This is a genomic window from Amycolatopsis kentuckyensis, from assembly GCF_002155975.1.
Classification (GTDB): domain Bacteria; phylum Actinomycetota; class Actinomycetes; order Mycobacteriales; family Pseudonocardiaceae; genus Amycolatopsis; species Amycolatopsis kentuckyensis.
Genome location: NZ_MUMI01000170.1, coordinates 1 through 24,427, shown reverse-complemented (window position 1 = coordinate 24,427; position 24,427 = coordinate 1). Strand labels below are relative to the sequence as shown.

Sequence of the window (24,427 nt, the reverse complement as noted above, 5' to 3'; positions counted from 1 at the left end):
TCAGGCGAAGATCGTCAGCAGGAGGCCGGTGCCGACGATCAGTGCGCACGCCGCGATCGTCGTCCGGCGGTAGTGGAGGATCAGGGCCGCGAACTCGCGCAGCAGCGCGCTCGGCAGGAAGTACCGGGCCGTCGGGGAGCCCGTCGCGTGGAACGGCAGGCCGAGCCGGCGGCACTCGACTGCCGTCCGGAACACGTGGTAGTTGCTGGTCACCGCGACGACGCGGCGCGCGCCGGCGGGGAGCAGTTCTGCCGAGAACCGGAGGTTTTCCTCGGTCGTGCGGGCCTGGTCCTCGCGCCGGACGTGGTCGTCCGGGACGCCGCGGTCGCGCAGGTACGCCTGCATCGCTTCGGCTTCGCTGACCGTCTCGCCGGGACCCCGCCCGCCGGAGACGACCAGCAGCGGCGGCGTCGCTTCCCGGGCGTGGAGCCGGATCGCGCGGTCGAGCCGCCCGGCGAGCAGCGGTGGCACGCGTTCGCCGTCGAGGCCGCAGCCGAGCACGATGATCGCGTCGAACCCGCTGCGGCGCCCGATCCGGCTGTACACCACGGAATAGACCAGCAGGGACAGGAACAGGAACCCGAAGTACCCGGCCAGCACGGCGGCGACGGCCACCAGCGCCGAGCCCCACCGGCCCAGCGGCGCGAACGCCAGCGCTTCCAGGGTGACCAGCCCGGCGCCCAGGCCGAGCGAGAGCAGGTTCCCCGCGCTGCGCCCCTCCCGCCGCCACATCCGCACGCCGTTGGCGATGAGCGTGGCCGGCAGGACCAGCGCGACGAGCACCCCCACGACGCCGAGCAACCCCATCAGCACCGGCGTCAGCCACTCCAGGTGCAGCGCCGCGCGCAGCAGCCACAACGCGGTCAGCAGCAGCGCCAAGCCGAGCCACACGGCGTTGCCCAGCCGCCGCGGTTCGCGCGCCAGCTTGACGGCGAACACGACGAGGGCCACCCCGGCGGCGACCGGCAGCACCGCACCGGCGACGTTCACCCCGGCCTCCCTCGATTTCCCCTGCGGGGCTCCAACCTAGCCGGGCGCGGCTCTGGCATGGTGAGCGGCGTGACCGATCGGCGACCGGCGTTCGTGCTGCACGAGCACTTCCGCCCGCGGCACCACTTCGACCTCCGGCTGGAGGAGGACGGCGTGCTGCGGTCGTGGGCGGTCCCGCGCGGCCTCCCGCCGGATTCCGGCGCCGACCGGCTCGCGGTCGCCGTGCCCGATCACGCCCTCGACCACCTCGCCTACGAGGACGAGACGAAGAAGATCGCCGACACGGGCTGGTGGGAGGAGCACGACCGCACGGCCAAGCGCCTCCTGTTCACCCTGCACGGCCGCGCGGGCCCGGTCCGGTACGCCCTGATCCACACCGCGCGCGACTGGCTCCTGCACCGCACCCGCGACCAGCCAGGCAACGACCCGAACCCACCCCCGCAACTCCCGTGATCAGCCCCGCAACTCACGTGATCGAACCCGCAACTCACGTGATCCAACCCGGAACTCGCGTGACTGAACCCGGAACTCGCGTGATTGAACCCGGGACTCGCGAGTTCCGGCTCCAATCACGTGAGATACGGCTCCAATCACGTGGGATCCGGCCTGGATCACGTGGGATACGGGTTGGATCACGTGAGTTTCGGGTTACGGGGGGCTTTGTCAGGCCGGGGCGGACTGGGGGCGCGGGCGGAAGCGGACTCCGGCTGGCATTGCGCGGTGGGCCCAATGTCCCAGCACCCCCAGCAGGGCGATCTCCAGGAGCATCATCAACCGCTCGACCAGGCCGGTTGCCACGGTCGGCAGGTGGCCGCCGAACACGACGTTCACCGCGAACGGGACGATGAACGGCAGGTAGAACGGGATCGCCGCCAGTGCCAGCCGCCGGGACCACGTCGCGAACCGGCGCCAGCGGGGGTCGTCGCGGTGGCGGCGGCCCATCGCCCAGCCCACCACCGGCAGGCTCAGGCACGTCACCGCCGAGGCGTACAGGTGGATCTTGCCCGTCGCGGTGATCGCGCCGCCTTGCGGATCCTTCGCGAAGACCACCACGGCCAGCAGGCTCACGCACCACAGCGCCTTCGCCGCGACGAGCGCCGGATTGGCCAGCAGGCCACGGCGGTAGAGCGCGACCAGCAGCAGCGCCGACCCCGTGCTCGTGAGCAGCAGCGCGCTGTCCCACAGCCACCGGCCCGGGCTCAGTGCGTAGTCGCTGAGCATCGTGCTGACCGGGTCGAGGGGCGCGAGTCTGCGGTCGACGTGCAGCACGGCGAGCAGGATGAGGGCGCCGGCGAAGGCGGCGAGCGCCCCGGGGACGAGCAGGCGGGCACGCAGGCGGGGACGGACGGGTGCGGGACACAGCATGTAGGGAGACACTCCGGGACGGTTCGGCTGGTTCAGGCGCAGCCGCGCACGCTACCCGTGACCTTTCCGTGACCATTGCCGACGCGCTCGCGCTGTGACGCAAGCCACCTTCAGTGGTCGCCGTCCTGCGGGATCTCGGCCGAATCCGTGAGCCGCAGCTTGCGCCGGGCCCGCTGGTAGAACGTCGTCATCCCGAGCCGGACCACCCGCGCCGCGCTCGGGCGGGCGCGCAGGTCGAGCAGCTCGCCGGGGGAGACGTACCCCTCGACCTGGCCGTCGACCTCCACCGCGAGCCGGCCGCTGGTGGGCAGCAGCTCCAGCGTCACCTCGTCGTGCACCGAGAGCACCACACCGCGGCTGTAGGCCGAGTGCGGCGCCGCCGGCGTCACCAGCAGGGCCTCCACCGACGGGCTGGTGATCGGGCCGCCCGCCGAGAAGCTGTACGCCGTCGAGCCGGTCGGGGTCGCCACCACCACGGCGTCGGCCGAGTAGCTCACGAACGGCTGGCCGCCGACCCGGACCGCGACCACCGCGCTGCCGTTGCCGGGGACGCGCACCACCGCGATGTCGTTGAACGCCGTGATCCGCCGTCCCTGCAGCACCGCGTCCACGGCCAGGCGCGGCTCCACGGTGAACTCGTGGTCGTCGATGGCCGAGAGCGCGCCGGGCAGGTCGGGGACGTCGACCTCGGCCAGGAAGCCGAGCTTGCCGAGGTTCACCCCGAGCACCGGCGCCCGCTGCCCGTCGGCCAGCCGCATGGCCCGCAGCATCGTGCCGTCGCCGCCCAGGCTGACCAGCAGGTCGGCCCGGCGCCCGAGCTCCTCGGCCGTCACCCCCTTCGCGGCGCAGTTCAGCCGGACGATCTCGTCGGCGATGCCGAGGACCTCGATGTTCCGCTTGCCCGCCCAGCCGAGCACGGCTTCGACGGCGGCCGCGGAGTCGCGGCGGGGGTGCAGCACGAGTCCCGCGGAGTGCATGTCAGCGGCTCCGGGCGGGCGAAGTGAGCGTCATGCGCTCAGTCTGCCCCCTCCGGCCGCCGGTCGCCGCGAGAAGCGCAGCGCGCCGTCGTCGATCCGCCCGTGCCGGAGCTTGACGACGTCGTGCGCGTAGCTCATGCCCAGCTGCCACGGCGCCCGCGAACCCGCTTTCGGGAACTCGTCGATCGAGCGCCGGACGTAGCCCGCGTCGAAGTCCAGCAGCGGCCGTTCGGTGACGGCCGGGTCGTCGTTGACCGGCACGCACTGGTCGTAGCCGTGCCGGTCGAGGTGGCGCAGCAGCCGGACGACGTACTCGCCGACGAGGTCGGCCTTGAGCGTCCAGGACGCGTTCGTGTAGCCGATCGTGAAGGCGAAGTTCGGCACGCCGCTGAGCATCATGCCCTTGTAGGCCATGGTTTCCGGCAGCTTCACCGGGTCGCCGTCCACCGACAGCTCGATGCCGCCGAAGGCCAGCAGCCGCAGCCCGGTGGCGGTGACGACGACGTCCGCCTCGAGCTCGTCGCCCGATTCCAGCCGGATCCCGCGCTCGGTGAAGGACGCGATCCGGTCGGTGACGATCGAGGCGTCACCCCGGCGGATCGACCGGAACAGGTCGCCGTCCGGGACCAGGCACAGCCGCTGGTCCCAGGGCTGGTACCGCGGTTTGAAGTGGGTGTCCACGGCGAACCCCGGCGGCAGCTGCTTCGCCGTGGCCTTGCGGATCATCGCCTTCACCACCCCCGGGCGGCGCCGGCTGAGCTGGTAGATCAGCGTGCTCACCGCGACGTTCTTCCAGCGCGCGATCGGGTACGCCAGCCGCGGGCCGAGCAGCCCGCGCAGCCGGTTGGCCAGCGCGTCCTCCGACGGCAGCGACAGGATGTAGGTGGGGGAGCGCTGCAGCATCGTCACGTGCGCGGCGCGGTCGGTCATCGCCGGGACGAGCGTCACGGCGGTCGCGCCGCTGCCGATGACGACGACCTTCTTGCCGGCGTAGTCGAGGTCCTCGGGCCAGTGCTGCGGGTGCACGACGGTGCCGGCGAAGTTCTCGAGACCGGGGAACTCCGGCGTGTGCCCGGCCGCGTAGTCGTAGTAGCCGCTGCACAGGTACAGGAACTTCGCGGTGAACTCGACCGGCTTCCCGTCGTGCTCGGCCCCGACCGTCCACCGTGCGTCCTCTGTGGACCATGAAGCCCGGAGAACCTTGTGCCCGAACCGGATGTGGCGGTCGATCCCCGCGTCGGCCGCGGTGTCGCGGACGTACCGCAGGATCGACGGCCCGTCCGCGATGGCCTTCGCGTCGGTCCACGGCCGGAACCGGTAGCCGAGGGTCTGCATGTCCGAGTCGGACCGCACACCCGGGTAGCGGAACAGGTCCCAGGTGCCGCCGATCGCGTCGCGGGCCTCCAGGATCGCGTAGCTCTTGCGCGGGAACGCCGTGCGCAGGTGGTGGGCGGCGCCGACGCCGGACAGCCCGGCGCCGACGATCAGCACGTCGAGGTGTTCGGTCATGTCAGACGGTCTCCGTCCGCCGGGCGCGCTGCAGCACGCGCGTCAGCACGGTGTTGTAGTGGGTGGGGGTGATGCGGGCGAGCGCGTCGAACAGGTAGGCGTCCGGGCCGACCAGGATGCGGGCCTTCCCGCGGTCGACGCCGGCGTGGATGATCGCCGCCGCCTTGTCCGGCGACGTCATCGTCATGGCCTCGAACTGCGCGGCCATCTGCTCGTGGGTGCGGCCCCGGCCCTCGGGGTCGCGGCGCACGCGGGCGTTGCGGGCGATGTTCGTCGTGATGCCGCCCGGGTGGACGGTCACCGCGCGGACGTCGGTGCCGCGCAGCTCCTGCCGCAGCGACTCGGTGAAGCCGCGGACGGCGAACTTCGCCGCGCAGTACGCGCTCTGGTACGGCATCCCGAGCAGGCCGAACACGCTGGAGGTGTTCACGATCGCGCCTTCGCCCTGCTCGACGAGCAGCGGCAGGAACGCCCGCGTGCCGTGCACCACCCCGCGGAAGTTGATGTCGTGCAGCCAGTCGTCGTCCTCGGGCACCGCGTCGAGCACGGTGGACGTCACCGCGACGCCGGCGTTGTTGAACACCGCGGCCAGCGGCGCCGGGAGCCACTCGCGGACCTCGGCGGCGAACCGCAGCTGGTCTTCCGCGTCGCGGACGTCGAGGACGCGGGTCAGGACGCGGCCCTGCAGGGTGGCTGCCGTGGCCTTGAGGCCGTCTTCGTCGACGTCGGCGAGAGCGACCGGCGAACCGAGGCGGGACAGCCGCGTGGCCAGCGCGCGGCCGATGCCGGACGCGGCGCCGGTGATCACCACCGGGCGGCCGGTGATGCTACGAGGCCGGGACATCGCTGCTCCTCGCGTGCTGGTCGATGAGGTCGAGCACGGTCGGCCACGCGCCTTCGGGCAGGTCGTGGCCCATGCCGCGGACGGTCTCGAGCCGCGCGCCGCGGATGGCCCGCGCGGTGGCGGCGCCGCCGGTGGGGTGCACCATCCGGTCGCGGTCGCCGTGGATCACCAGCGTCGGCGCGGTGATCTTGCGCAGCAGCCGCGTCCGGTTGCCGGACTTCATGATCGCGGCGAGCTGCCGGCCGACGCCGCCGGACGTCGGATCGCGGTCCCAGCCCGTCCCGGCCAGCTCGCGCACGAAGGCCTCGTCGAACGGGAAGCCGTGCGAGCCGATGTGGCGGAACATCCGGACGGCGCTTTCGACGGCCTCTTCGCGGGACTTCGGCGGCTTCGCGCCCATCATCCGCAACGTCGAGAGCGCGGGCCGGCCGAGCAGGCGCGACCCGGTCGTCGACATGATCGACGTCAGCGTGCGGATCCGCTCCGGGTACAGCGCGGCGGTGGTCTGGGAGATCATGCCGCCCATGGAGACGCCGGCGATGTGGGCGGTCTCGAGGTCCAGGGCGTCGAACAGGCCGGCGGTGTCGGCGGCCATGTCCGTCAGGTCGTACTGCTGCGCGGGAAACCGGCCGGCGAGCATGCCGGGCAGGCTCGGCGGCCGGAAACGCGGGTGCGTCGAGCGCCCGGCGTCGCGGTTGTCGAACCGGATCACCTCGTACCCGCGGCCGGCGAGGTGCGCGCAGAAGGCGTCCGGCCAGCTGTGCAGCTGCTGGCCCAGGCCGGCGACCAGGACCAGCGGCTCGGCGCCGGCGTCCCCGATCCGCTCGTAGGCCAGGGAAATCCCGCGGCCGACGTCGGCGATCTGCTCGGTCAAGAAACACCTCCGATGGTGGTCCGGCGGCGCACGACCGCGCGGCCGCCCTTGGCCGGGGCGTAGGCCACGCCCCGCGAGTGCCAGCGTTCGCCGGGCTCGCTCGTCGGTACCAGCGTGAAGTCCCGCAGCAGGGTCCGCAGCACGACGGTCATCTCCATGGTCGCGAAGGCGGCGCCGAGGCAGCGGCGGGTGCCGCCACCGAACGGGATCCACTGGTAGAGGTCCGGGCGCGCGCCTTCGAAGCGGTGCGGGTCGAACGCGGCCGCGTGCGGGAAGACGGTGTCGTCGTCGTGGATCAGCGCGATGCTCACGAGGACGGCGTACCCCTTCGGCAGCGTCCACCGGCCCAGCCGGAAGCCGTCCTGCTTGACCTGCCGGGCGGTGAGGTCGATGACCGGGCGGGTGCGCTGGACCTCGAGGATGGTGGCGTCGAGGAGCTTCCCGTCGCCGCCGGCCAGCTCCGCCAGCAACGCGGGGTGGCGGCGGAGGCGCTCGACCGCCCAGGCCAGCGTGGTCGCCGTGGTCTCGTGCCCGGCGGTGAGCAGGGTGAGGAGCTGGTCGGAGATCTCTTCGCGGCTCAGCCCGGAGCCGTCGTCGTAGCGGGTCTGGAGCATCATCGACAGGACGTCGTCTTTTTCTTCGGCGCGGGCCTTCGCGATCAGCCGGTCGACGATGGCGTCGTACTCGCGGCGCATCCGTTCGAAGCGGCGCCACGGGTTGAAGCGGCCCTTCTTGGAGATGGGCAGCACGGCCAGCCGCGAGCCGAGGGTGACGAACGGCGGGAGCAGCTCGCGCAGCTCGGCGAACTCGGCCCCCTCGGCGCCGAAGACGGCCCGGAGGATGGCGTTGAGGGTGATCCGCATCATCGACGGCAGCGTGGTGAACGCCTTGTTTTCGGGCCAGCTCGCCAGTTCGCGCCTGGTTTCTTCCTCGACGATCTTCTCGTACGCGGCGAGGCGGCGGCCGTGGAAGGGCGGGACCAGGAGCTTGCGCTGCCGTTTGTGCTCGTCGCCGGACAGCGCGAACATCGACCGCGGCCCGAGCACACGCCCGAGGTTGACCTCGAGGTTGTCGACGAGCTCGGGCCCGGAGGTGAACAGCTGCTTGATCTCGGCGGGACTGCTGATCACCACGGCGTTGCCGAAGATCGGCACGTTCACCGTGAAGGCGTCGCCGTAGCGGTCCTTGAGCCGCCGCATGCCGCGCAGGGGCTGGGTCAGCGCGTAGGCGCCCTGGACGGCGCGTGGCGCGGTGGGCCCCGGTGGCAGCGTCGCGGGGCTTGTCATGGTCGTCATCGACCCTCCCGGAATGGTGGTACGCGAACGTACCGTCGGTACGGTACGCCGGTGTACCATCCGGTTTCAAGAGGAGGGGTATACGGTGACTTCCGTGGACGTCGACACCCGCCGGCACCGGCAGCGGCTGCTGGACGGGCTGGCCGAGTCGATCACCGAGACGGGCTTCCGCGACACCACGGTCGCCGACGTCGTCCGCCGTGCCCGCACGTCCCGCCGGACGTTCTACGAGCACTTCTCCAGCCGCGAAGAGTGCCTGATCGCCCTCCTGGCGGACGCCAACCGGTCGATGATCCGGCAGATCTCGGAGGCGGTGGACCCGCGCGCGCCCTGGGCGGTCCAGGTCCGCCAGGCGATCGAAGCGTGGATCGGCTGTGCGGAGTCCGAGCCGGCGATCACGCTGAGCTGGATCCGGGACGTCCCCGCGCTGGGCGCGCCGGCCCGCGATCTGCAGCGCGACGCGATGGAGGGGTTCATCGCGATGACGCAGCGCCTGACCGACACCCCGGAGATGCGCGCGGCGGGGATCAGCCCGCCTTCGCGGCAGTTGTCGATCATGCTGCTGGGCGGACTGCGGGAGCTGATCGCCACGACCGTCGAGGACGGCGGCCGGGCGGGCGATGTCACCGAGGTCGCGGTGCGGGCGTCGATCGCGCTGCTCGGCCCGGCGTAGCGGCCTACCCCAGGCGAGGCAGTTCGCCGCGCGGGCCGGTGCCGAGCGGGGACCACGTCGCGGAGCTCTCGGAGCTGCTGCCCACCAGCCGCCCGGGTCCGATGCTTTCGTCGCCGGTCGGGCCCGAGGAGACCTGGTTCAGGCTCGCCGAGAGATCGGCCTCGACGCCGCCGGGCAGTTTGAGCCGGACCAGGAACGGCAGGACGAACCCGAGCGCCACCAGGCTCACGAGGATCGGCGTCAGGGTGCTGATCACCACCGTCGTCACCTTGTCGGAGAGGAAGAAGCCCAGCCACAGCGTGACCAGGAGGCTGCCGGCCACCGCGATCATGGTGGCGCTTCCCGCGAGGCTGCTCCTGGTGATCGCGAGGCTCTCTTCGGCGAGGGCCATCGCACGCCGGGCCTCGATGTGCTCGGGGTCGTGGTGCAGGCAGCGGCGGAAGTGGTGCAGGGCGCGCCGCCGGTAGAACGGCCGGGCCTGGGCCTGAGGTCCGCTTTCGCCGGCCTTGTACGCCGCGACGCCGGCGACGTAGTGCGGGTCCGCCTGGTTGGCGGCCAGCTCGATCGCCTGCCGGGCGGTGCTGAGCGCCTCCAGGTGCAGGTCCCGGCGCTGGGTCTCGTCGCCCCGGCCGATGAGCAGCCGCGCGAGCGCGACCAGGAGCTGCCAGCGCGGCTGGTCGCACTCCGGGCGGCGCAGGGCCTCCCGCAGCACGCGTTCCGCGGCCAGCAGGTCGCCGGGCGATTTGACCAGCGCCAGCGACAACCCGATGGCGGCGGCGCCCCGCGTCGGTTCGATGACCAGTGCCTGGCGGAAGTGCCGGGCCGCCCGCCGTGCTTCGGCCGGGTCGTCGGTGCCGTCGAGATCGCGCTGGAGGTGGAGGGCCCCGAGCTCGATGTGCGCCTGGCTGTCGTACCAGTCGCGGTCCAGCGCCTTGAGCAGCAGGGCTTCGGCCTCCTCGAAGCGGCCCATCTGCGCGAAGAGCGCGCCGAGGTCGACGTAACTGCCGCCGTACGGGTCGATTTCGATGGACCGGCGGAGGTGGTACTCGGCTTGGGGCAGGTTGCCCTGCTTGGCGTAGAGCACGCCGAGGCAGGTGTGGGCGAGGTGGCGGCGCGGTGCGTCCACGAGCACGTCGAGGCACAGGTGCTCCGCCTCTTCCTCGCCGTTCGGTTCCTCTTCGTGGACCAGCGTCCAGGCCAGTCCGATCTTGGCCACGTTCGAGAGGGGGTTCTCGGCGATCGCGGCCCGGAACTGCTTTTCCGCCTCTTCGAAGTCGTCCGCGCTGAAGGCGGTCCAGCCCAGGCAGTGCAGCGCGTCCGCCCGGCCGCGCCGGCCGACCGCCAAGGTGAGGGCCCGCTCGAACGCCTGGCGGGCCCGGGCCAGCTCGCCGCGGTCGCGGAGGACCCAGCCCCATTCGATCACCACGTCGGCGCCGGTCTTCCGATCTTCGAGCCGCGGGGCGAGCAGCCGTTCGGCCTCGCCGAACCGGCCCAGCGAACGGAGTGCGGCCGACTTCGCGGTCAGTCCCCACGTCGACCCCGGGAGCCGTGCCAGGCCCCGGTCGAACCAGGTCAGCGCCTCTTCGTGGCGGTTCTGGCCGTCACACAGGTCGCCCATTTCCAGCATGAGCCGCGCGTTGTCCGGCAGGAGGTCGAGCGCGGCGAGCAGTGCGGCTTCCGCGTCCTCGTGCCGCCCGGCCAGCCGCAAGGCGTTGGCGTGGTTGAGCCGCACCCACCCGTCGTGGGCATCGATCTCGACGGCCTTCTCGTAGACCGCGATGCATTCTTCCCAGCGTTCCATCCAGGCGTAGGTCCAGGCCAGTTCGACCCGGAACTCGGGGTAGTTCGGCCGGCGCTCGATCTCGGCCAGCAGGATCCGCACGGCCTCGTCGTACCGGCGCAGCGACCTGAGACAGCTCACCTTCCCCCTCAGTGACGACCGTTCCGTGGGGTGCCGCGCCAGGACCGCCTCGAAGTCGGCCAGCGCCTGCTCGTCCTCACCGAGGTCGGCGCGGATGTTGCCGATGGCCCGCCGGAACTCGAAATCCGCGGGGAAGCGGTCCGCGGCGTTCGTGGCCTCGGCGAGCGCTTGCCGGTGTTCCCGGACGTCGCGCAGCAGGCCGATGCGGCGCTTCAGGACCCCCGGGTTGTCGGGAAGCGCCCACAGGATTTCGCGCGCCTGCTCGTACTGGCCGTCGAGCCGGAGGAACCAGGTCAGATCCAGGGCGAGGGTCTGGCTGCCGGGCATGGCCGAGCACGCTTCGCGCAGGGTGGCGATCGCGGCGGCTTCGTCGCCGCTTTCCTGCTGGAGTGCCGCTCTCCGGGTCCGCAGCTCGGCAGCGAAGGGGTTGAGTTCGATCGCCTGCCGCGCGACCTGCTCGGCTTCGGCGTAGCGGTTGCGCCGCGCGAGCAGGCGCATCCGGCCGATCCAGGCGCCGGTGAACCGCGGCCAGCGGCGGTTGATCTCCAGGTAGCGGCTCAGTGCTTCGTCGATGGCGCCGACGTCTTCACTGAGCAGTGCCTGCTGCTCGACGGGGCTCGGGTCCTCCGGAAGCCGTGCGCAGGTGGCCGCCAGCTGTTCCCGGGCTTCCTCGTAGCGGTAGAGCCATCGGAGAGCCTGGGTGACGTTCACGGCGTAGTAGGAGGAGGTCGGGTGCAGTTCCGCGGCTTGGCGGAAGCAGGAAAGCGCCTCCTCGTCGCGATCCTGGTCCGCGAACACCCAGCCGAGCTCCCGGTGGAGTTCGGGGTCCCGAGGGCACCTGCGGATGGCCGCCACCGCCGCGGATTCCGCCGCGGAGAAGCGACGTGCCTCCCGCAGGATCTTGACGAGGCACCACAGCGCGGCAGGATCCGCCGGAGCGCGTGAGGCGGCCTCTTCGGCGACGGCGATCGCGGCGTCGGTGTCGTCGGAATCGCGGTATCGCCAGGCCTGTTCGACCAGCAGCTCGATGCTGCCCGGGCAGGCTTCGAGGCCGGTACGGAGGGTGGTGAGTGCGTCGGCCGGCCGGTCGAGCTGCACGAGGGCGAATGCGCGCCACCGGTAGTGGTCCGCTCGGTGCGGATCGAGGGCGAGGGCCCGGTCGAACTTTTCCAGCGCGCCGGCGAAATCCTGGCCGCGTCGCAAGACTATGCCCCACGCGAGGTGCAGCCGGCTCGCTTCCGGCAGTTGCGAAGCGCTCGTTTCCGCGTGATCGAGAGCTTCGTCCAGGCGGTAGGCATCGCCCAGGGCCTCGATCTTCCGGCAATGGGCTTCGACGTTCTCGGGTTGCCTCGCCAGGGCCCGGTCGTACCTTTCGACCGCGTCGGTGAACCGGCCCGCTTTCGTGAGTGTCGCTCCCCATGCCACGTACAGTTCCGCGGCCTCGGGGTGGCGCTCCAGGGATTCCTCGGCCGCGGCCGCCGAATCGTCCAGGCGGCCGGTCTCGGCGAGCGCGTAGATGCGGCTTTCCAGCGCTTCGAGGTGACCGGGGTCGAAGCCGAGAACCGTCTCGCACTCGTCGAGCAGGCACTGCTCGTCGCCCGTCTCGTCCACCGTCACCCGGGCCCGGGCGATCCGCACGAGGTGGGCTTCGGGATTCCCGGTGAGGACGGCGTCCGCGGCCTCCCGGGCTTCGGCGAACCGTCGCTGCCTGCTGAGGGCGGCCACCCGCCACGCCTGGGCCGGTTCGGAGAACGGATCCAGTTCCGTCGCGCGGCGGAAGTGGCCGGCGGCGATTTCCCACCGATCACGGTAGAAAGCGATCCGGCCCAGTTCCACGTGCGCTTCGGCGCCTTCGAGGAGCTTTTCGACGGCCATTCCGGCCTCGGCGTAGCGACCCGCTCGGCGCAGCTCGGTGACGGTTTTCCCGGCATCGGACGTCTTCACCGGCGTAGTGGACACCACCGGGGAATCCGGGCGCTTCGGCCGTTCGGGGGAAGCGGCCCCGGTGGGTCGGTGCCACCGGGGCCGTCCCGATTCCTTACGCGTCGAGGTCCTGGGCGATCAATTCGGCCAGCGCGTCGACCGACGTCTGCGCGTGGTCGCCCTCGGCGGTCAGCTCGACCTCGTCACCGTGGGCCGCGCCCAGGGTCATCAACCCGAGGACACTGGCCGCGTCGACGGGGTCGCCCGCGACTCCTCCGGTGATCTTGGCGATCTGCACCTTCACGGGCTGGTCGGCCGCGGTGCGGGCGACGAGACCGGCCGGGCGGGCGTGGAGCCCGACGCTGCTGGCGACGAGCGTGCGGCGTTGGTACACAGTGGACTCCTTCACGCGTTGACGGGCCGGCTGGAAACGGCGGCCGAGCGCTCGGTCGCCCGGAAGCGCACCTGCTTGAGCGCGATCACCGAACCCGCCGCGACCAGCGTCCCGGCGATCAGCGCCACCAGGAACAGCAGCGGGTTGCCGATCAGCGGGAGGACGAAGATCCCGCCGTGCGGGGCGCGCAGCGTCGCGCCGAACGCCATCGACAGCGAACCGGTGACCGCCGAGCCGAGCATGATCGACGGGATCACCCGGAACGGGTCCGCCGCGGCGAACGGGATCGCTCCTTCGGTGATGAACGACGCGCCGAGCAGCCAGGCCGCGCGGCCGTTCTCGCGCTCGGCTTCGGTGAACAGCTTCTTGCGGACCGTGGACGCGAGCGCCAGGGCCAGCGGCGGGACCATCCCGGCGGCCATCACCGCGGCCATGATCTGCAGGGACGCCGTCGCGCCCGTGGTCAGGCCGCCGACCGCGAAGGCGTACGCGGCCTTGTTGACCGGGCCACCCATGTCGAAGGCCATCATCAGGCCGAGCAGCGCGCCCAGCAGCAGCGCGCTGACGCCGCTGAGGCTGTTGAGCCAGTTCGTCAGCCCCGTCGTGGCCGCCGCGATCGGCTTGCCGACCACGACGTACATCAGCACACCGACCACAATGGACCCGAGCAGCGGGTAGACCACCACCGGCATGATCCCGCGCATCGCCTTCGGCACCTGGATCTTCTTCAGCGCCAGCACGACCCCACCGGCCAGCAGACCGGCGACCAGGCCGCCGAGGAAGCCCGCACCCACGGTGACGGCGATCGCGCCACCCACGAAACCGGGCGCGATCGCCGGGCGGTCGGCCATCGCGAACGCGATGAACCCGGCCAGCACCGGCACCAGGAAGTCGAAGGCGGCGCTGCCGATCTGGAACATCAGCGCGGCCCAGCCGGCGACCGACCCCGCGTCGAAGTGCTCGGTGACCTTCGGCGCGTCGACGATCTGGTAGCCGCCCAGCGCGAAGCTCAGCGCGATGAGCAGGCCGCCCGCGGCGACGAACGGGATCAGGTAGCTGACGCCGGTCATCAGCCACTGGCGGATCTTGGTGCCCGCCTTGTCGTTCGCGCCGACCTTCGAGGTGAGTTCCGGGGTGGCGGGCGCGGCGGCGACGGGTTCGCGGGCCGCGGCCCTGGCGCGCTCGAACAACCCGGCCGCGTCGTTGATCGCGGCCTTGACCGGCGCCTCGACGATCGGCTTCCCGGCGAACCGGTCCCGGCCCTGCACCGCGAGGTCCGCGGCGAAGATGACGGCGTCCGCGCTCGCGATGTCCTCGGCGGACAGCGGCTCGGACCCGGCCGAACCCTGGGTCTCGACGACGATCTCGTCGCCGTTGGCCTTGGCGGTCTGCTCCAGCGACTCGGCCGCCATGTAGGTGTGGGCGATCCCGGTCGGGCAGGCGGTGATGGCGACGAACTTCATGATCAGGCCACCTCCTGGCGGATGTACTCGGCGACGGCGGCGGGGTCGGCGGCGTCCAGGAGGTTCTGCTTGAACTCCGCCCGGACCAGCCGCCGGGCGAGGGCGGCCAGCACCTTCAGGTGCTCGCTGCCGCCGCCTTCCGGCGCGGCGATGAGGAAGATCAGCGTCGCCGGCCCGTCCGGCGCGCCGAAGTCGACGCCCGCGGCACTGCGGCCGAACGCCAGCGTCGGCGCGGTGACCGCGGCCGAGCGGCAGTGCGGGATGCCGATGCCGCCTTCGAGCCCGGTGGCCATCTGCTCCTCGCGGGCGGCGACGTCCTTGAGGAACAGCTCGAGGTCGGTCACCCGCCCGGCGTCGAGGAGCCGCTGCGCGAGAGCGCGCGTGGCGCCCTGTTTGTCGGCGGCGTCCAGGCCGAGGTCGACCAGGTCGGCGGTGATCAGGTCTGGGGTGGTCATGCGGCGGCTCCGCTGAGGGTGAAGGAAGGATCGACGTCCAGCACGCGCACCTGGTCGGGGTGCACGTCCTGCGGGGTGGGCATGCGGCTGCCCTCCTGCGTGACCGCGGCGGTGCCGTAGGCGACCGCGGTCCGCAGGGCTCGGGGGCCGGTTCCTCCCGCGTGGAGGAACCCGGCGAGTGCGGCGTCTCCGGCGCCGACGGTGCTGCGCACGGCCACGAGCGGGCCGAGCGCGTGAGCTGTTTCGGTCTCCTCGACGAGCACCGCGCCGCGCGCGCCCAGGCTGACCAGCACGCGGCCGACGCCGCCGGAGATCAGCTCCCGGCAGAACGCGACGACGTCGCCGAGCAGCGGCAGCGGACGGCCGGCGAGCTCGATGAGTTCGTCGAGGTTCGGTTTGAGCAGGTCCGGGCCGCCCGCGCAGGCGGCGGCGAGCGGCGCGCCGGAGGAGTCGACGGCGACCTTCGCCCCGGCTTCGTGGGCGAGCTTCGTCAGCCGCGCGTAGAAGTCGTCGGGCACGCCGGCCGGGAGACTTCCGCAGCACACCAGCCATTCGCCGCGGGCGGCCAGCTCGACGGCGCGGCGTTCGAGGGTGGCGAGCTCGGCGGGGGAGATCTCCGGGCCCGGCTCGTTGATCTTCGTCGTGGTCCCGCCGGCCTCGACGAGCGTGATGTTGCTGCGGGTCGACCCGGCGATCGGGACGGCGACGACCGGCACGCCTTCGGGGGCGAGCAGGTCGGACAGCCGCTCGCCGACCGGGCCGCCGGCGGGCAGCAGCGCCACGGTCGGGGTGCCGGCGGCGGCCAGCGCCCGGGCGACGTTCACACCTTTGCCGCCGGGGTCGAGCCGGACGGCCGAAGCGCGCAGCACCTCGCCGCGGCGCAGCTCGGCCAGCTGCAACGTCCGGTCGAGGCTCGGGTTGGGGGTCACGGTGACGATCACGCCAGCACCACCTCCGGGCCCGCCTCTTCGAGTTCGGCCACCGCGCCCGCGTCGATGCCGCTGTCGGTGACCAGCACGTCGATCTCGGCGAGCCGCGCGAAGCGGCTGAGCTGGTCGGTGCCGTACTTGCTGTGGTCGGCCAGCAGCACCCGCTTGCGTGCCGCGGCGACCACGGCGGCCTTCACGGCGGACTCGGCCATGTCCGGCGTCGTGCAGCCGTGCTCGGCGGAAAAGCCGTTGGCGCCGAGGAAAGCGACGTCGACGAGCAGTCCTTCGAGCGCGCGCAGCGTCCAGGCCTCGACCGCGGCGAGCGTCGTCCCGCGGACCCGGCCGCCCAGGATGTGCAGCGTGATGCCCGGGCGGGTGGCGAGGATCGAGGCGACCGGGATCGAGTTGGTGATCACCGTCAGCTCGCGGTCGGCCGGCAGCAGCGTCGCGAGCCTGCTGGTCGTGGTGCCCGCGTCGAGCAGGATCGAGCCGCGGTCGGGGACCAGGTCCAGCGCGGCCCGGGCGATCGCGTCCTTCTCGGCGGCGTTGGTCTGGTCCCGTTGCGCGACCTCGGGTTCGAAGTCGAGCCGCTCGACGGCGACCGCGCCGCCGTAGACGCGGCGGACGATGCCCTGGCGTTCGAGGACGCCGAGGTCGCGGCGGATGGTCTCGGGGGCGACACCGAGTTCGGCGGCGACGTCACCGACGTCGACGCGGCCGTCGCGACGTGCGCGTTGCGCCAGGAGCTGGTGCCGTTCGGCGGCGTACATGCCCGTTCCTCTCCGATGTTTGCCCGTTGCCGTTTGATTGTGCCCGTTGTTACCGTACTGTCAATCCCCAGTTACGAGATCCCTTGCTTCCGGAGGTCCCGAAATGCAGCTGTCCGGTGTCGGAGTCAGCCCCGGCCGGGTCGACGGTCCCCGCCTCCTCGTGGCCGCTGACCTGCCCGAACCCGCTTCCACGCCCGCTCCGGCGGACCTCGGGGCCGAAGCGGGCAAGATCGGGCAGGCGGCGGCTTCGGTGGCGGCCGCGTTGTCCGATCGTGCCCGTTCCGTGTCCGGAGATGCCCGATCGGTCTTGGAGACGACGGCCGCGATGGCGGCGGATCCGGCGTTGACCGCCTCCGCGGAGAAGCTCGTCCACGCGCGTTCGCTCCCGGCGCCGCGGGCCGTGTGGGAGGCGGCGGGGGAGTTCATGACCGCCCTGCAGGCCGCGGGCGGCTACATGGCCGAACGCGCGAGGGACGTCGCCGACGTGCGCGACCGGATCGTCGCGGCCCTGCTGGGCGTGGCCCCGCCGGGCGTGCCGGAGCTGACGTCGCCGAGCGTGCTGGTGGCGCGGGACCTCGCGCCGGCCGACACCGCCGGGCTCGACCCGGACCTGGTCCTGGCGCTGGTGACGGCCGAAGGCGGCCCGACGAGCCACACCGCGATCCTGGCGCGGGCGCTCGGTATTCCCGCCGTGGTGGCGTGCGCCGGAGTGCTGGAACTGGCCGCCCCGGGGCTCGCGGTCGACGGGTCCGCGGGCACGGTGACGCCGTCGGACGGCACGGTACGGGCACCGGCCCGGACGGCCCGCCCGGAGTGGGACGGCGTCGGCCGCCTCGCCGACGGCCACCGCGTGAAGCTGCTGGCCAACGTGGGGTCGGCGGCGGACGCAGCGGCTGCCGCGGCGGCCGGCGCCGAAGGGATCGGGCTGTTCCGCACCGAATTCTGTTACCTCTCCGCGGCTTCCGAGCCGACGGAAGCCGAGCAACGGGCTGCCTACGCGGCAGTACTGGCCCCGTTCGCGGGCCGGCCGGTCGTCGTCCGGACGCTGGACGCGGGGTCCGACAAGCCCCTGGCGTTCCTGCCGATGGGCGAGGAACCCAACCCGGCACTGGGCGTCCGCGGCCTGCGCGTGGCGTTCGACCGCCCGGAGCTGCTGGACCGCCAGCTGTCGGCGATCGCGGCGGCGGCCGGGGACACGGGCGTGGAGCTGTCGGTGATGGCCCCGATGGTGGCGACGGCAGCGGAAGCGGCCTGGTTCGCAGCCCGGGTCCGCGCGGCGGGCATCGCCCGCGCGGGCGTGATGATCGAGATCCCGGCGGCGGCGCTGAGCGCCCGCGAGATCCTCGAAGCGGTGGACTTCGTCTCGGTGGGAACGAACGACCTGGCCCAGTACACGTTCGCGGCGGACCGCCAGCTCGGCGCGGTGGCCAAGCTGAACGCGCCGGACCAGCCCGCGCTGCTGAGGCTGGTGGGCATGGTCGCGGAAGCGGGCGCGGCGGCGGGGAAGCCGGTGGGGGTGTGCGGCGAAGCGGCGGCGGACCCGGCACTGGCGCCGGTGCTGGTGGGGCTGGGCGTGACGTCGTTGTCGATGAACGCGGTGGCGTTGGCCGGCGTGGGCGCGGCACTGCGCGAGGTGGACCTCGAGACGTGCCGCGCTAGGTCACGGTCGGATCGCCCAGGGCGAGTTCGGGCGGCCGGGCGTGCCGCGGGGTGACGACGAACACCGCGGAACTGAGCGGTGACGCCTGCTGCGGCCGGGACAGCTCCAGCCGCAGGAGGCGCGCTCCGGTCACGTCCAGGTCGATGACGGCCGGTTTCCCGGCCGAGACGTCGTGTTCCGAGCGCGGGTTCCCGTCGAGCACCACCCGGACCCGGCCGACCTGGAACGCGTCCGCGGCGTCGTCGAGAACCCCGACGACGGTGGTGAACCGCCGGTAGTTGCCGCCCAGCTCCAGCTCGACGAACCCCGGTCCGGTCACCGCCGGTGCCGCCGGCCGCAGGACGATGCTCCGCTCGTAGCTCCGGCCGTCGATCGACGCGGCTCCGCGCTTCACGCCCTTGCTGGCGCACAGCCACGGCAGATCGCCCGCGGGCACCCGCCGGTCTTCCACGGTGCCACCCCGCCACTTTCCGCGCCGGGGCATCGGGTACTGCCCTTGCCCGGTGATCGCGGCGAGGAGGTCGGCCACGCCCGCCTCGGTGAACTCCTCGACGTGGTACCGCGTCGTCGAATGGGCGTTGAGGAAGACCGGGATCTCGTCGACCGAGCGGCCGGGCAGCACGACCGGCAGCACCCGCTCGGTCTCGCGACGCAGGTCCCGGGTCAGGTTGTTCCGGATGACCGCCGCCTCGAACTGGGCACCCCGCCCCTCGTGGGGCATCGCGGTGCCGTCGGCGCGGCGCTTGTAGTCGGGGGAGGCGATGGCCAGGATGAAGTCCGCTTTCTCCAGGTTCTCGGTGGCCCACAGCGACCAGTCCCGGCGCGTGTTGTCGTACCAGGCGTCGAGGTGGACGTCCAAGCCGATCTGGGTGCGCAGGAACGCGGCGAAGCGGTGCACGAGTTCCTTGTGTTCCGGGGTGTCGTGCGAGTAGGTCACGAACACCCGGGGCGCGGCACGGTCGGGCATCGGTGCCCCTCCCCGTCGAGTCGGTGATGCACCGATCCGGCTGATCGGTGTGCGGAAAAAAAATAGTGCGCGCCGGGCGCGCTGCCCTGTCATTTATCTCCCATTTCCGCGTTTGTCAAGCTTTTCCGGCTGGACAGCCTGAGTGCCGTCCGGTGGCCAGGTATTGGCATCTTTCTGTCCGGTTTCCCGCCTTCTCCCGCCGTGCGGGTCCGGCCTAGGATGGGCCGTTGCCTGGTGGGGTGCGGCGAAGGAGCGAAGGCACGCGTGTACGAGTACGACGTGTTCATCAGCTATCAACGCGCCGGCGAGGACATTTCGGCGTGGGTGAAGAATCATTTCCGGCCCCGGCTGTCCGAGGTGCTCGACAACAACTTCTACCGCGACGTCCGGATTTTCTGCGACGACCAGGTGCGCACGGGAGCGAGCTGGGCGGCGGAGGTGCGCACCGCGCTGCTGCGCACCCGGGTGCTGGTCCCGGTGTGCTCGCCGAAGTACTTCCGCGACGAGTGGTGCCTGGCGGAGTGGCATTCGATGGCCAAGCGGGAGGCGCTGAGCACGCGCGCCCGGCCGTTGATCTACCCGGTGATCTACTGCGACTCCCGGCACTTCCCCGACTGGGCGCACGCGCGGAGTCCGCGTGACCTGCACCGGTGGAACCACCCCTTCGAACACTTCCAGGCCGCCCCGGCGTACCTGGAGTTCAACCACAAGATCGCGGAGATCGCCAAGGAACTCGAGGAACTCATCGAACGAGCGCCGGAGTGGCAGCCGGACTGGCCGGTGCACACGCCGGACCCCGAGCCGCCGTCGCCGGCGCGGATACCGAGGTTCTGACCGATGCCGGGGTCGGTGTTCACCTTCTACTCCTACAAGGGCGGGGTAGGCCGCAGCTTCACGCTGGCCAACATCGCCGTGCTGCTCGCCCGCTGGGGCCACCGGGTGCTCTGCCTGGACTGGGACCTCGAGGCACCCGGTCTCGGCGACTACTTCCGGCCGCGGCTGCCCGGGAGGCCCCGCGGCGGCGTGGTGGACCTCGTCACCGGCTTCCGGGCCGGTTCGTTCGCCCCGGAGGCCCACGTGCTGCGGCTGCGGAGGGCCGGTGCGCTCGACTTCATCGCCGCCGGGAGCGAGGACGACGACTACGTCGGGCAGGTCCAGGCGATCGACTGGGAAGGCCTGTACGAGGAGGGGTTCGGCGAGTACCTCGAGAAGTGCCGCGAGCAGTGGACGAACGACTACGACTTCGTGCTCGTCGACAGCCGGACCGGGATCTCCGACATCGGCGGCATCTGCACCGCGCACCTGCCGGACCACCTCGTCCTGCTGTTCACCGCGAACCGGCAGAGCATCCTCGGCGCGGTGGACGCCGCCCGCCGCGCCGACGCGGCGCGCAACCGCCTGCCGTTCGACCGCTCGCGGCTCACCGTGCTGCCGGTCCTCTCGCGCTTCGACAGCCGGGAGGAGTACGGCCGGTCGGAGGAGTGGCGCAAGATCGTCGTCGCGGAGACGGCCGAGCTGTACGGGGCGTGGCTCGACCAGCGCGTCGCGCCGGAGACGATGTCCCGGCACCTCACGCTGCCGTACGTGTCGTACTGGAGTTTCGGTGAGCAGCTGCCGGTCCTGTCGGAGAAGACGCCGAGCGCGGACCAGATCGGCTTCGCCCTGGAGACGGTCGCGGCGGTGATCGCGTACGGCCTCGACCGCACGGACCTGCTGGCGGAGAACCGCGATGCCTACGTGGCGGCGGTGCGCGCGAGCCACCGGAAGTTCAAGCACGAACTGCGGGTCAGCATCCCGCGGTCGTTCGTCCAGCCTGCCGGCGAGCTGCTCGCGGAACTGGGGAAGCTGGGCGTCCGGGCCGTGAAGTCGCTGTCGGGCGACCAGTCGCTGCTGGAGCGGACCGAGGACGACGCGCGGCACCTGTGCCTGATCGTCGACGGCAAGGTGAGCCGCTGGCAGCAGGCCGAGGTCGAGCTGTTCCTGCAGCGGTCGCTCGGCCAGGACCGCCGGGTGATCCCGATCCTGACCCCGGGCACCGAGGCGGCCGGGCTCCCGGGGTACGTGGGCAACCTCCGCTACCTGCGGCTCGGCGCCCGTGGCCCGGCCGGCGTGGCCCAGGACCTGGTCGCCCGGCTGAAAGGTGGCACCCCACCGGCCGGCGACGACGCGGACCTCCCCGCCCTGCTGGCTCAGGTGCGTGCCGCCCGGCTGCGCCCGGCCCGCTGGGACCTGGTCGGCGAGCTGCTGACCGACCTGCAGGCCGCCGTCGAAGCGGGCGACGACCCCCGCGCGAACGAGCTGGCGGCGGACCTGGCGGTGGCGGTCAGACCCCGCTCCCCGAACGGCGACGGTCACCACGCGGCCCTCCCGGAAACCCGCCGGTCCATCGACCGGCTGGTGCGCACCCTCGCCCGGACCACGACGTAGCCGAACCACCGGAAGGATCTCGGATGACCGACCGCTTGGGACACAAGCAGACCGCGGCGATGTTCACGCTGATGGTGCTGGGCCGGGAGGTGCCCAACCAGGAGCTGGCGGAGCTGGTCGGCTTCACCCTCACGGGCACCGAACGCACGGGGCTGAACAAGCTCGGTTACGTGGACAGCGACCGGACCGGGCCGAAGCGGAGTTACGTCCACGTGCTGAGCGACAGCGGCTGGGCCTGGTGCGAACAGGAACTGGCGGCAGGCGGTCCGCCGCCGCAACGGGGGCAGAGCCCGCTGGCGACGGCGCTGTACGTGGTCCTCGGCGGGCTGGGGGAGTACCTGCGGCGCGAGGACAAGCGGCTCTTCCAGATCTTCGGTCCGGCGCCGAGCGCGAACGGAGCGCCGCCGGCCGACCTGGAGGACCGCATCCGGACGGCCTACCGCGAACTGGTGAAGGAGCCGCGTGGCTGGGTCGCGCTGGTCGACCTGCGGCCGAAACTCGGCGCGCCGGCCGCGGAAGTCGACGTCGTGCTCAAGGAACTGAGCCGGCTCGGGAAGGTCCACCTGGTCCCCGAAGACAACCGCAAGGCGCTCACCGCGGCCGACCACGAGGCGGCGATCCGCATCGGCGGCGAAGACAACCACTTCGTGGCGTTCGAGGCGTGATGATGGACGAACTCAAAGCACTCGCGACGCTGAGCTTCGACTGGGCGGACACCCCCGACCACGTCTGGCGGGACTCGCCCTACCACGTGGACGGGCTGCACGCCGAGTCGCTCGCCGCCCTCGACACCGGCATCCGCGACGCCGTGGCCAGCGACGGACCCAGCCCGATCGGGCTCGTCATGCGCGGCCAGAAAGGGGTCGGCAAAACCCATCTGCTCGGGCTCGTCCGGCACCGGGTCCACCGCGCCCGCGGGTATTTCTTCCTCGACGACGTCACCGCGGCCGAGGCGTTCTGGGACAACACGGCCGAGGCGCTGCGCCGCGGCCTGGCCCGCCCGGACGATTCGGGGGAGTCGCAACTGCGGAGGTTCCTGCTCCGGGTGTGCCTGCGGGCCCACGTCGATGCCGAGGTCGAGGCGAGGATCCGCCGCGGGCGCGGGCTGACCGCCGAGGACGTCGAGGCCTTCGTCGACGGGGTCGGGTCGCTCGACGAAGCGGCCGCCGACGAGTGCGGGGACACCGCCCGCGCCCTCGTGCTCATCGCGAGCCGCGACCGGAGCACCAAGTACATCGGGGAGGACTACCTCGACGGCGACACCGAGCTGACGTCCGAAGCCCGGCGGTGGAACATCTACTCGCGGCCGAAGCCGTCGCGGGTCCTCGTCCAGGAGATCACGCGGCTGCTCGCCCTGACCGGGCCGGTCGTGATCGCCGTCGACCAGCTCGACACCCTGGTCGCGCGGTCCAAGCAGGGCATGGGCAAAGACATCGGGGAGGATCTGCTCGTGGCGCAGATCGCCGATGGGCTGATGGGCCTGCGCGAAGTCACCCACAAGACCCTCACCGTGCTGGCCTGCCTGCCGTCCACCTGGGAGCAGATCAGGTCGAAGGCGACGGGCACCGTGCCCGATCGCTTCCGGGAAACGGTGACGCTGGGCCGGATCACCGATGCCGCGCTGGGCCGGGCGCTGGTGGAGAAGCGGCTCGGGGTGGCCTACGAAGCGATGGACTTCACCCCACCGCACCCGACCTGGCCGGTGGCTCCGGCGGCGTTCGAGGGCCCGTGGGAACAGTGGACTCCGCGGGAACTCCTCAAGCGCATCGGCGCGCACATCGATGGGTGCCTGCGGTCCGGGCAGGTCCGGGAGCTCACCTCCTTCGACGAGAAGGCTCCGCTCCCGGTCGCGCCCGTGCGGACCGAGGTGGAGAACGACCGGTTCGCCGAGCTCGACGCCGAGTTCGAGAAGCTGCGGGCGGAAGTCGAACCCGGGAAGCTGCTCGCCGAGTCGATCGTGGACCGGATGATGCCGGGGCTGCTGTCGGCCGCCCTGCGGTGCTGGGTCACCGAGGTCGGCGACGACGACATGGAGTGGTCCTGTGAGCGCCAGACGGGGCTGAGCGAGGTGCACGCCTGGCTGACCCGGACGCTCGACGAAACCGCGGACCTGCAGGAGCACTGGGTTTTCCGGGCGATCGCGGCCCGTGACCCGCGGGCGGCGCTGAGCCGGTTCCGGAAGGCCCGGTCCGAGGCGGGACAGCGCCAGGGCGTGGACAACCGGCACCTCGTCATCCTCCGGGAGGCCTGGGGGCGCGGGGCCAAGACCCGCGAAGAGGTCGAGAAGTTCACGGCCGCGGGCGGCCGGACGCTCCGGCTCTCCGACGGGGACGTGCGGACCTTCTGGGCGTTGCAGAAGATGCTCGGCAACGGCGGCCGCGAGCTGCACGAGTGGCTGATCGACCGGCGGCCGGCCAGCCGGTCCGACCTGCTGGCCGCCGTGCTGCCCGAGAAGCCGTCGGAAAAACCGGGCGAGAAGCAGCCCGGTGCGGCGACCCACCCGCCGCCCGCCGAAGGCGAAATCACCCTGGGGTCCGTCGTCGGCTCCGGTGACCCCGTGCGGATCGAACTCTCCGCCCTGCGCAAGCACGCCGCCGTCTTCGCCGGTTCCGGGTCCGGGAAGACCGTGCTGCTGCGGCGGATCATCGAGGAATGCGCTCTCCTCGGGGTCTCCGCGATCGTCCTGGATCCCAACAACGACCTCGCGCGCCTCGGGGACGCCTGGCCCGAGCCGCCGGGTGGCTGGCAGAACGGTGACGCCGAGCTGGCCGAGCGGTACCTCGCCGGGACCGACGTCGTCGTCTGGACGCCCGGGCGGGCGACCGGGCGGCCGCTGGCCTTCCGGCCGCTGCCCGACTTCGCCGGCGTTCTCGACGACACCGACGAGTTCACCGCCGCCGTCGAGGTGGCCGTCGCGACGCTGGCTCCCCAAGCGCGGCTCACCGGTACCACCGCGAAGGCCAACATCGGGCTCGCCGTGCTCCGGCAGGC

General features: G+C 72.2%; 21 protein-coding genes. 7 read left to right on the top strand and 14 right to left on the bottom strand.

Annotated features, from left to right (window positions below):
• A complete protein-coding gene (locus CCN39_RS17260; protein WP_086843189.1) occupies positions 1–990 on the bottom strand; it encodes a YdcF family protein in 990 nt (329 codons plus the stop codon).
• A gap of 69 nt (positions 991–1,059) precedes the next feature.
• On the opposite strand from CCN39_RS17260, the gene CCN39_RS17255 reads away from it, so the two are divergent.
• Positions 1,060–1,443, top strand: coding sequence for a DNA polymerase ligase N-terminal domain-containing protein (locus CCN39_RS17255; RefSeq protein ID WP_244210828.1), 384 nt, complete (start codon positions 1,060–1,062; stop codon positions 1,441–1,443).
• Between the two features lie 210 nt (positions 1,444–1,653).
• Here the strand turns inward: CCN39_RS17255 and CCN39_RS17250 are convergent, their stop codons facing one another.
• The 6 genes from CCN39_RS17250 to CCN39_RS17225 form a co-directional block, all read right to left on the bottom strand.
• Positions 1,654–2,367 carry a DUF998 domain-containing protein gene (locus CCN39_RS17250; RefSeq protein ID WP_244210827.1) on the bottom strand — a complete coding sequence of 238 codons (714 nt, stop codon included), beginning with the start codon at positions 2,365–2,367 and terminating at the stop codon, positions 1,654–1,656.
• A gap of 98 nt (positions 2,368–2,465) precedes the next feature.
• Entirely contained in the window at positions 2,466–3,332 is an 867-nt protein-coding gene (locus CCN39_RS17245) for an NAD(+)/NADH kinase (protein ID WP_086843183.1), read from the bottom strand.
• Positions 3,333–3,362: 30 nt separating this feature from the next.
• Entirely contained in the window at positions 3,363–4,841 is a 1,479-nt protein-coding gene (locus CCN39_RS17240; protein ID WP_086843181.1) for a flavin-containing monooxygenase, read from the bottom strand.
• A gap of 1 nt (position 4,842) precedes the next feature.
• Positions 4,843–5,685 (bottom strand): SDR family NAD(P)-dependent oxidoreductase, encoded by an 843-nt coding sequence (locus tag CCN39_RS17235; protein ID WP_086843179.1) that lies wholly within the window; start codon positions 5,683–5,685, stop codon positions 4,843–4,845.
• The gene (locus tag CCN39_RS17230) at positions 5,669–6,559 is read right to left on the bottom strand and encodes an alpha/beta fold hydrolase (protein ID WP_086843177.1); all 891 of its coding nucleotides are present in this window, start codon (positions 6,557–6,559) and stop codon (positions 5,669–5,671) included. The genes CCN39_RS17235 and CCN39_RS17230 overlap by 17 nt, the downstream gene beginning before the upstream one ends.
• Complete coding sequence (locus tag CCN39_RS17225; RefSeq protein ID WP_086843175.1) at positions 6,556–7,854, bottom strand: cytochrome P450; 1,299 nt, start codon at positions 7,852–7,854, stop codon at positions 6,556–6,558. Before CCN39_RS17225 ends, CCN39_RS17230 begins: the two co-directional genes overlap by 4 nt.
• An 85-nt stretch (positions 7,855–7,939) precedes the next feature.
• On the opposite strand from CCN39_RS17225, the gene CCN39_RS17220 reads away from it, so the two are divergent.
• Positions 7,940–8,527 (top strand): TetR/AcrR family transcriptional regulator, encoded by a 588-nt coding sequence (locus CCN39_RS17220; protein ID WP_086843173.1) that lies wholly within the window; start codon positions 7,940–7,942, stop codon positions 8,525–8,527.
• Positions 8,528–8,531: 4 nt separating this feature from the next.
• On the opposite strand, the gene CCN39_RS17215 is transcribed toward CCN39_RS17220, so the two are convergent.
• From CCN39_RS17215 to CCN39_RS17190, 6 genes are all read right to left on the bottom strand, one after another.
• Complete coding sequence (locus tag CCN39_RS17215) at positions 8,532–12,392, bottom strand: tetratricopeptide repeat protein (protein ID WP_086843171.1); 3,861 nt, start codon at positions 12,390–12,392, stop codon at positions 8,532–8,534.
• Between the two features lie 94 nt (positions 12,393–12,486).
• Positions 12,487–12,765, bottom strand: coding sequence for an HPr family phosphocarrier protein (locus tag CCN39_RS17210; protein WP_086843168.1), 279 nt, complete (start codon positions 12,763–12,765; stop codon positions 12,487–12,489).
• An 11-nt stretch (positions 12,766–12,776) separates the two neighbouring features.
• Complete coding sequence (locus tag CCN39_RS17205; protein WP_086843167.1) at positions 12,777–14,228, bottom strand: PTS fructose transporter subunit IIC; 1,452 nt, start codon at positions 14,226–14,228, stop codon at positions 12,777–12,779.
• A gap of 2 nt (positions 14,229–14,230) precedes the next feature.
• Entirely contained in the window at positions 14,231–14,683 is a 453-nt protein-coding gene (locus CCN39_RS17200) for a PTS sugar transporter subunit IIA (RefSeq protein WP_086843165.1), read from the bottom strand.
• The gene (pfkB, locus tag CCN39_RS17195; RefSeq protein ID WP_086843163.1) at positions 14,680–15,624 is read right to left on the bottom strand and encodes a 1-phosphofructokinase; all 945 of its coding nucleotides are present in this window, start codon (positions 15,622–15,624) and stop codon (positions 14,680–14,682) included. The genes CCN39_RS17200 and pfkB overlap by 4 nt, the downstream gene beginning before the upstream one ends.
• Positions 15,621–16,382 (bottom strand): DeoR/GlpR family DNA-binding transcription regulator, encoded by a 762-nt coding sequence (locus tag CCN39_RS17190; RefSeq protein ID WP_086843162.1) that lies wholly within the window; start codon positions 16,380–16,382, stop codon positions 15,621–15,623. Before CCN39_RS17190 ends, pfkB begins: the two co-directional genes overlap by 4 nt.
• Positions 16,383–16,485: 103 nt before the next feature.
• Here CCN39_RS17190 and ptsP point away from each other — a divergent pair, with 103 nt between their 5' ends.
• Positions 16,486–18,096, top strand: a complete 1,611-nt coding sequence (ptsP, locus tag CCN39_RS17185) for a phosphoenolpyruvate--protein phosphotransferase (protein WP_086843160.1) — start codon at positions 16,486–16,488, stop codon at positions 18,094–18,096.
• Here ptsP and CCN39_RS17180 read toward each other — a convergent pair.
• A complete protein-coding gene (locus CCN39_RS17180) occupies positions 18,038–19,009 on the bottom strand; it encodes an SEFIR domain-containing protein (protein WP_158104517.1) in 972 nt (323 codons plus the stop codon). The genes ptsP and CCN39_RS17180 overlap by 59 nt on opposite strands.
• A 264-nt stretch (positions 19,010–19,273) precedes the next feature.
• Between CCN39_RS17180 and CCN39_RS17175 the strand changes: the two genes are divergently transcribed.
• From CCN39_RS17175 to CCN39_RS17160, 4 genes are all read left to right on the top strand, one after another.
• Positions 19,274–19,843, top strand: coding sequence for a TIR domain-containing protein (locus tag CCN39_RS17175; RefSeq protein ID WP_086843156.1), 570 nt, complete (start codon positions 19,274–19,276; stop codon positions 19,841–19,843).
• A gap of 3 nt (positions 19,844–19,846) precedes the next feature.
• Entirely contained in the window at positions 19,847–21,436 is a 1,590-nt protein-coding gene (locus CCN39_RS17170) for a CATRA system-associated protein (protein WP_086843154.1), read from the top strand.
• A gap of 23 nt (positions 21,437–21,459) precedes the next feature.
• A complete protein-coding gene (locus CCN39_RS17165) occupies positions 21,460–22,101 on the top strand; it encodes a hypothetical protein (protein ID WP_086843152.1) in 642 nt (213 codons plus the stop codon).
• Positions 22,102–22,103: 2 nt separating this feature from the next.
• On the top strand, positions 22,104–24,427 hold a 2,324-nt coding region (locus CCN39_RS17160; RefSeq protein ID WP_086843151.1), incomplete at its 3' end, for a helicase HerA domain-containing protein.

Bases quoted from the DNA above. Each gene is read 5' to 3' on its own strand.
- CCN39_RS17245 (WP_086843183.1), bottom strand. From the start codon at position 3,332: ATGCACTCCGCGGGACTCGTGCTGCACCCCCGCCGCGACTCCGCGGCC.
- CCN39_RS17240 (WP_086843181.1), bottom strand. From the start codon at position 4,841: ATGACCGAACACCTCGACGTGCTGATCGTCGGCGCCGGGCTGTCCGGC.
- CCN39_RS17235 (WP_086843179.1), bottom strand. From the start codon at position 5,685: ATGTCCCGGCCTCGTAGCATCACCGGCCGCCCGGTGGTGATCACCGGC.
- CCN39_RS17225 (WP_086843175.1), bottom strand. From the start codon at position 7,854: ATGACGACCATGACAAGCCCCGCGACGCTGCCACCGGGGCCCACCGCG.
- CCN39_RS17205 (WP_086843167.1), bottom strand. From the start codon at position 14,228: ATGAAGTTCGTCGCCATCACCGCCTGCCCGACCGGGATCGCCCACACC.
- CCN39_RS17200 (WP_086843165.1), bottom strand. From the start codon at position 14,683: ATGACCACCCCAGACCTGATCACCGCCGACCTGGTCGACCTCGGCCTG.
- CCN39_RS17190 (WP_086843162.1), bottom strand. From the start codon at position 16,382: ATGTACGCCGCCGAACGGCACCAGCTCCTGGCGCAACGCGCACGTCGC.
- ptsP (WP_086843160.1), top strand. From the start codon at position 16,486: ATGCAGCTGTCCGGTGTCGGAGTCAGCCCCGGCCGGGTCGACGGTCCC.
- CCN39_RS17180 (WP_158104517.1), bottom strand. From the start codon at position 19,009: ATGCCCGACCGTGCCGCGCCCCGGGTGTTCGTGACCTACTCGCACGAC.
- CCN39_RS17170 (WP_086843154.1), top strand. From the start codon at position 19,847: ATGCCGGGGTCGGTGTTCACCTTCTACTCCTACAAGGGCGGGGTAGGC.
- CCN39_RS17165 (WP_086843152.1), top strand. From the start codon at position 21,460: ATGACCGACCGCTTGGGACACAAGCAGACCGCGGCGATGTTCACGCTG.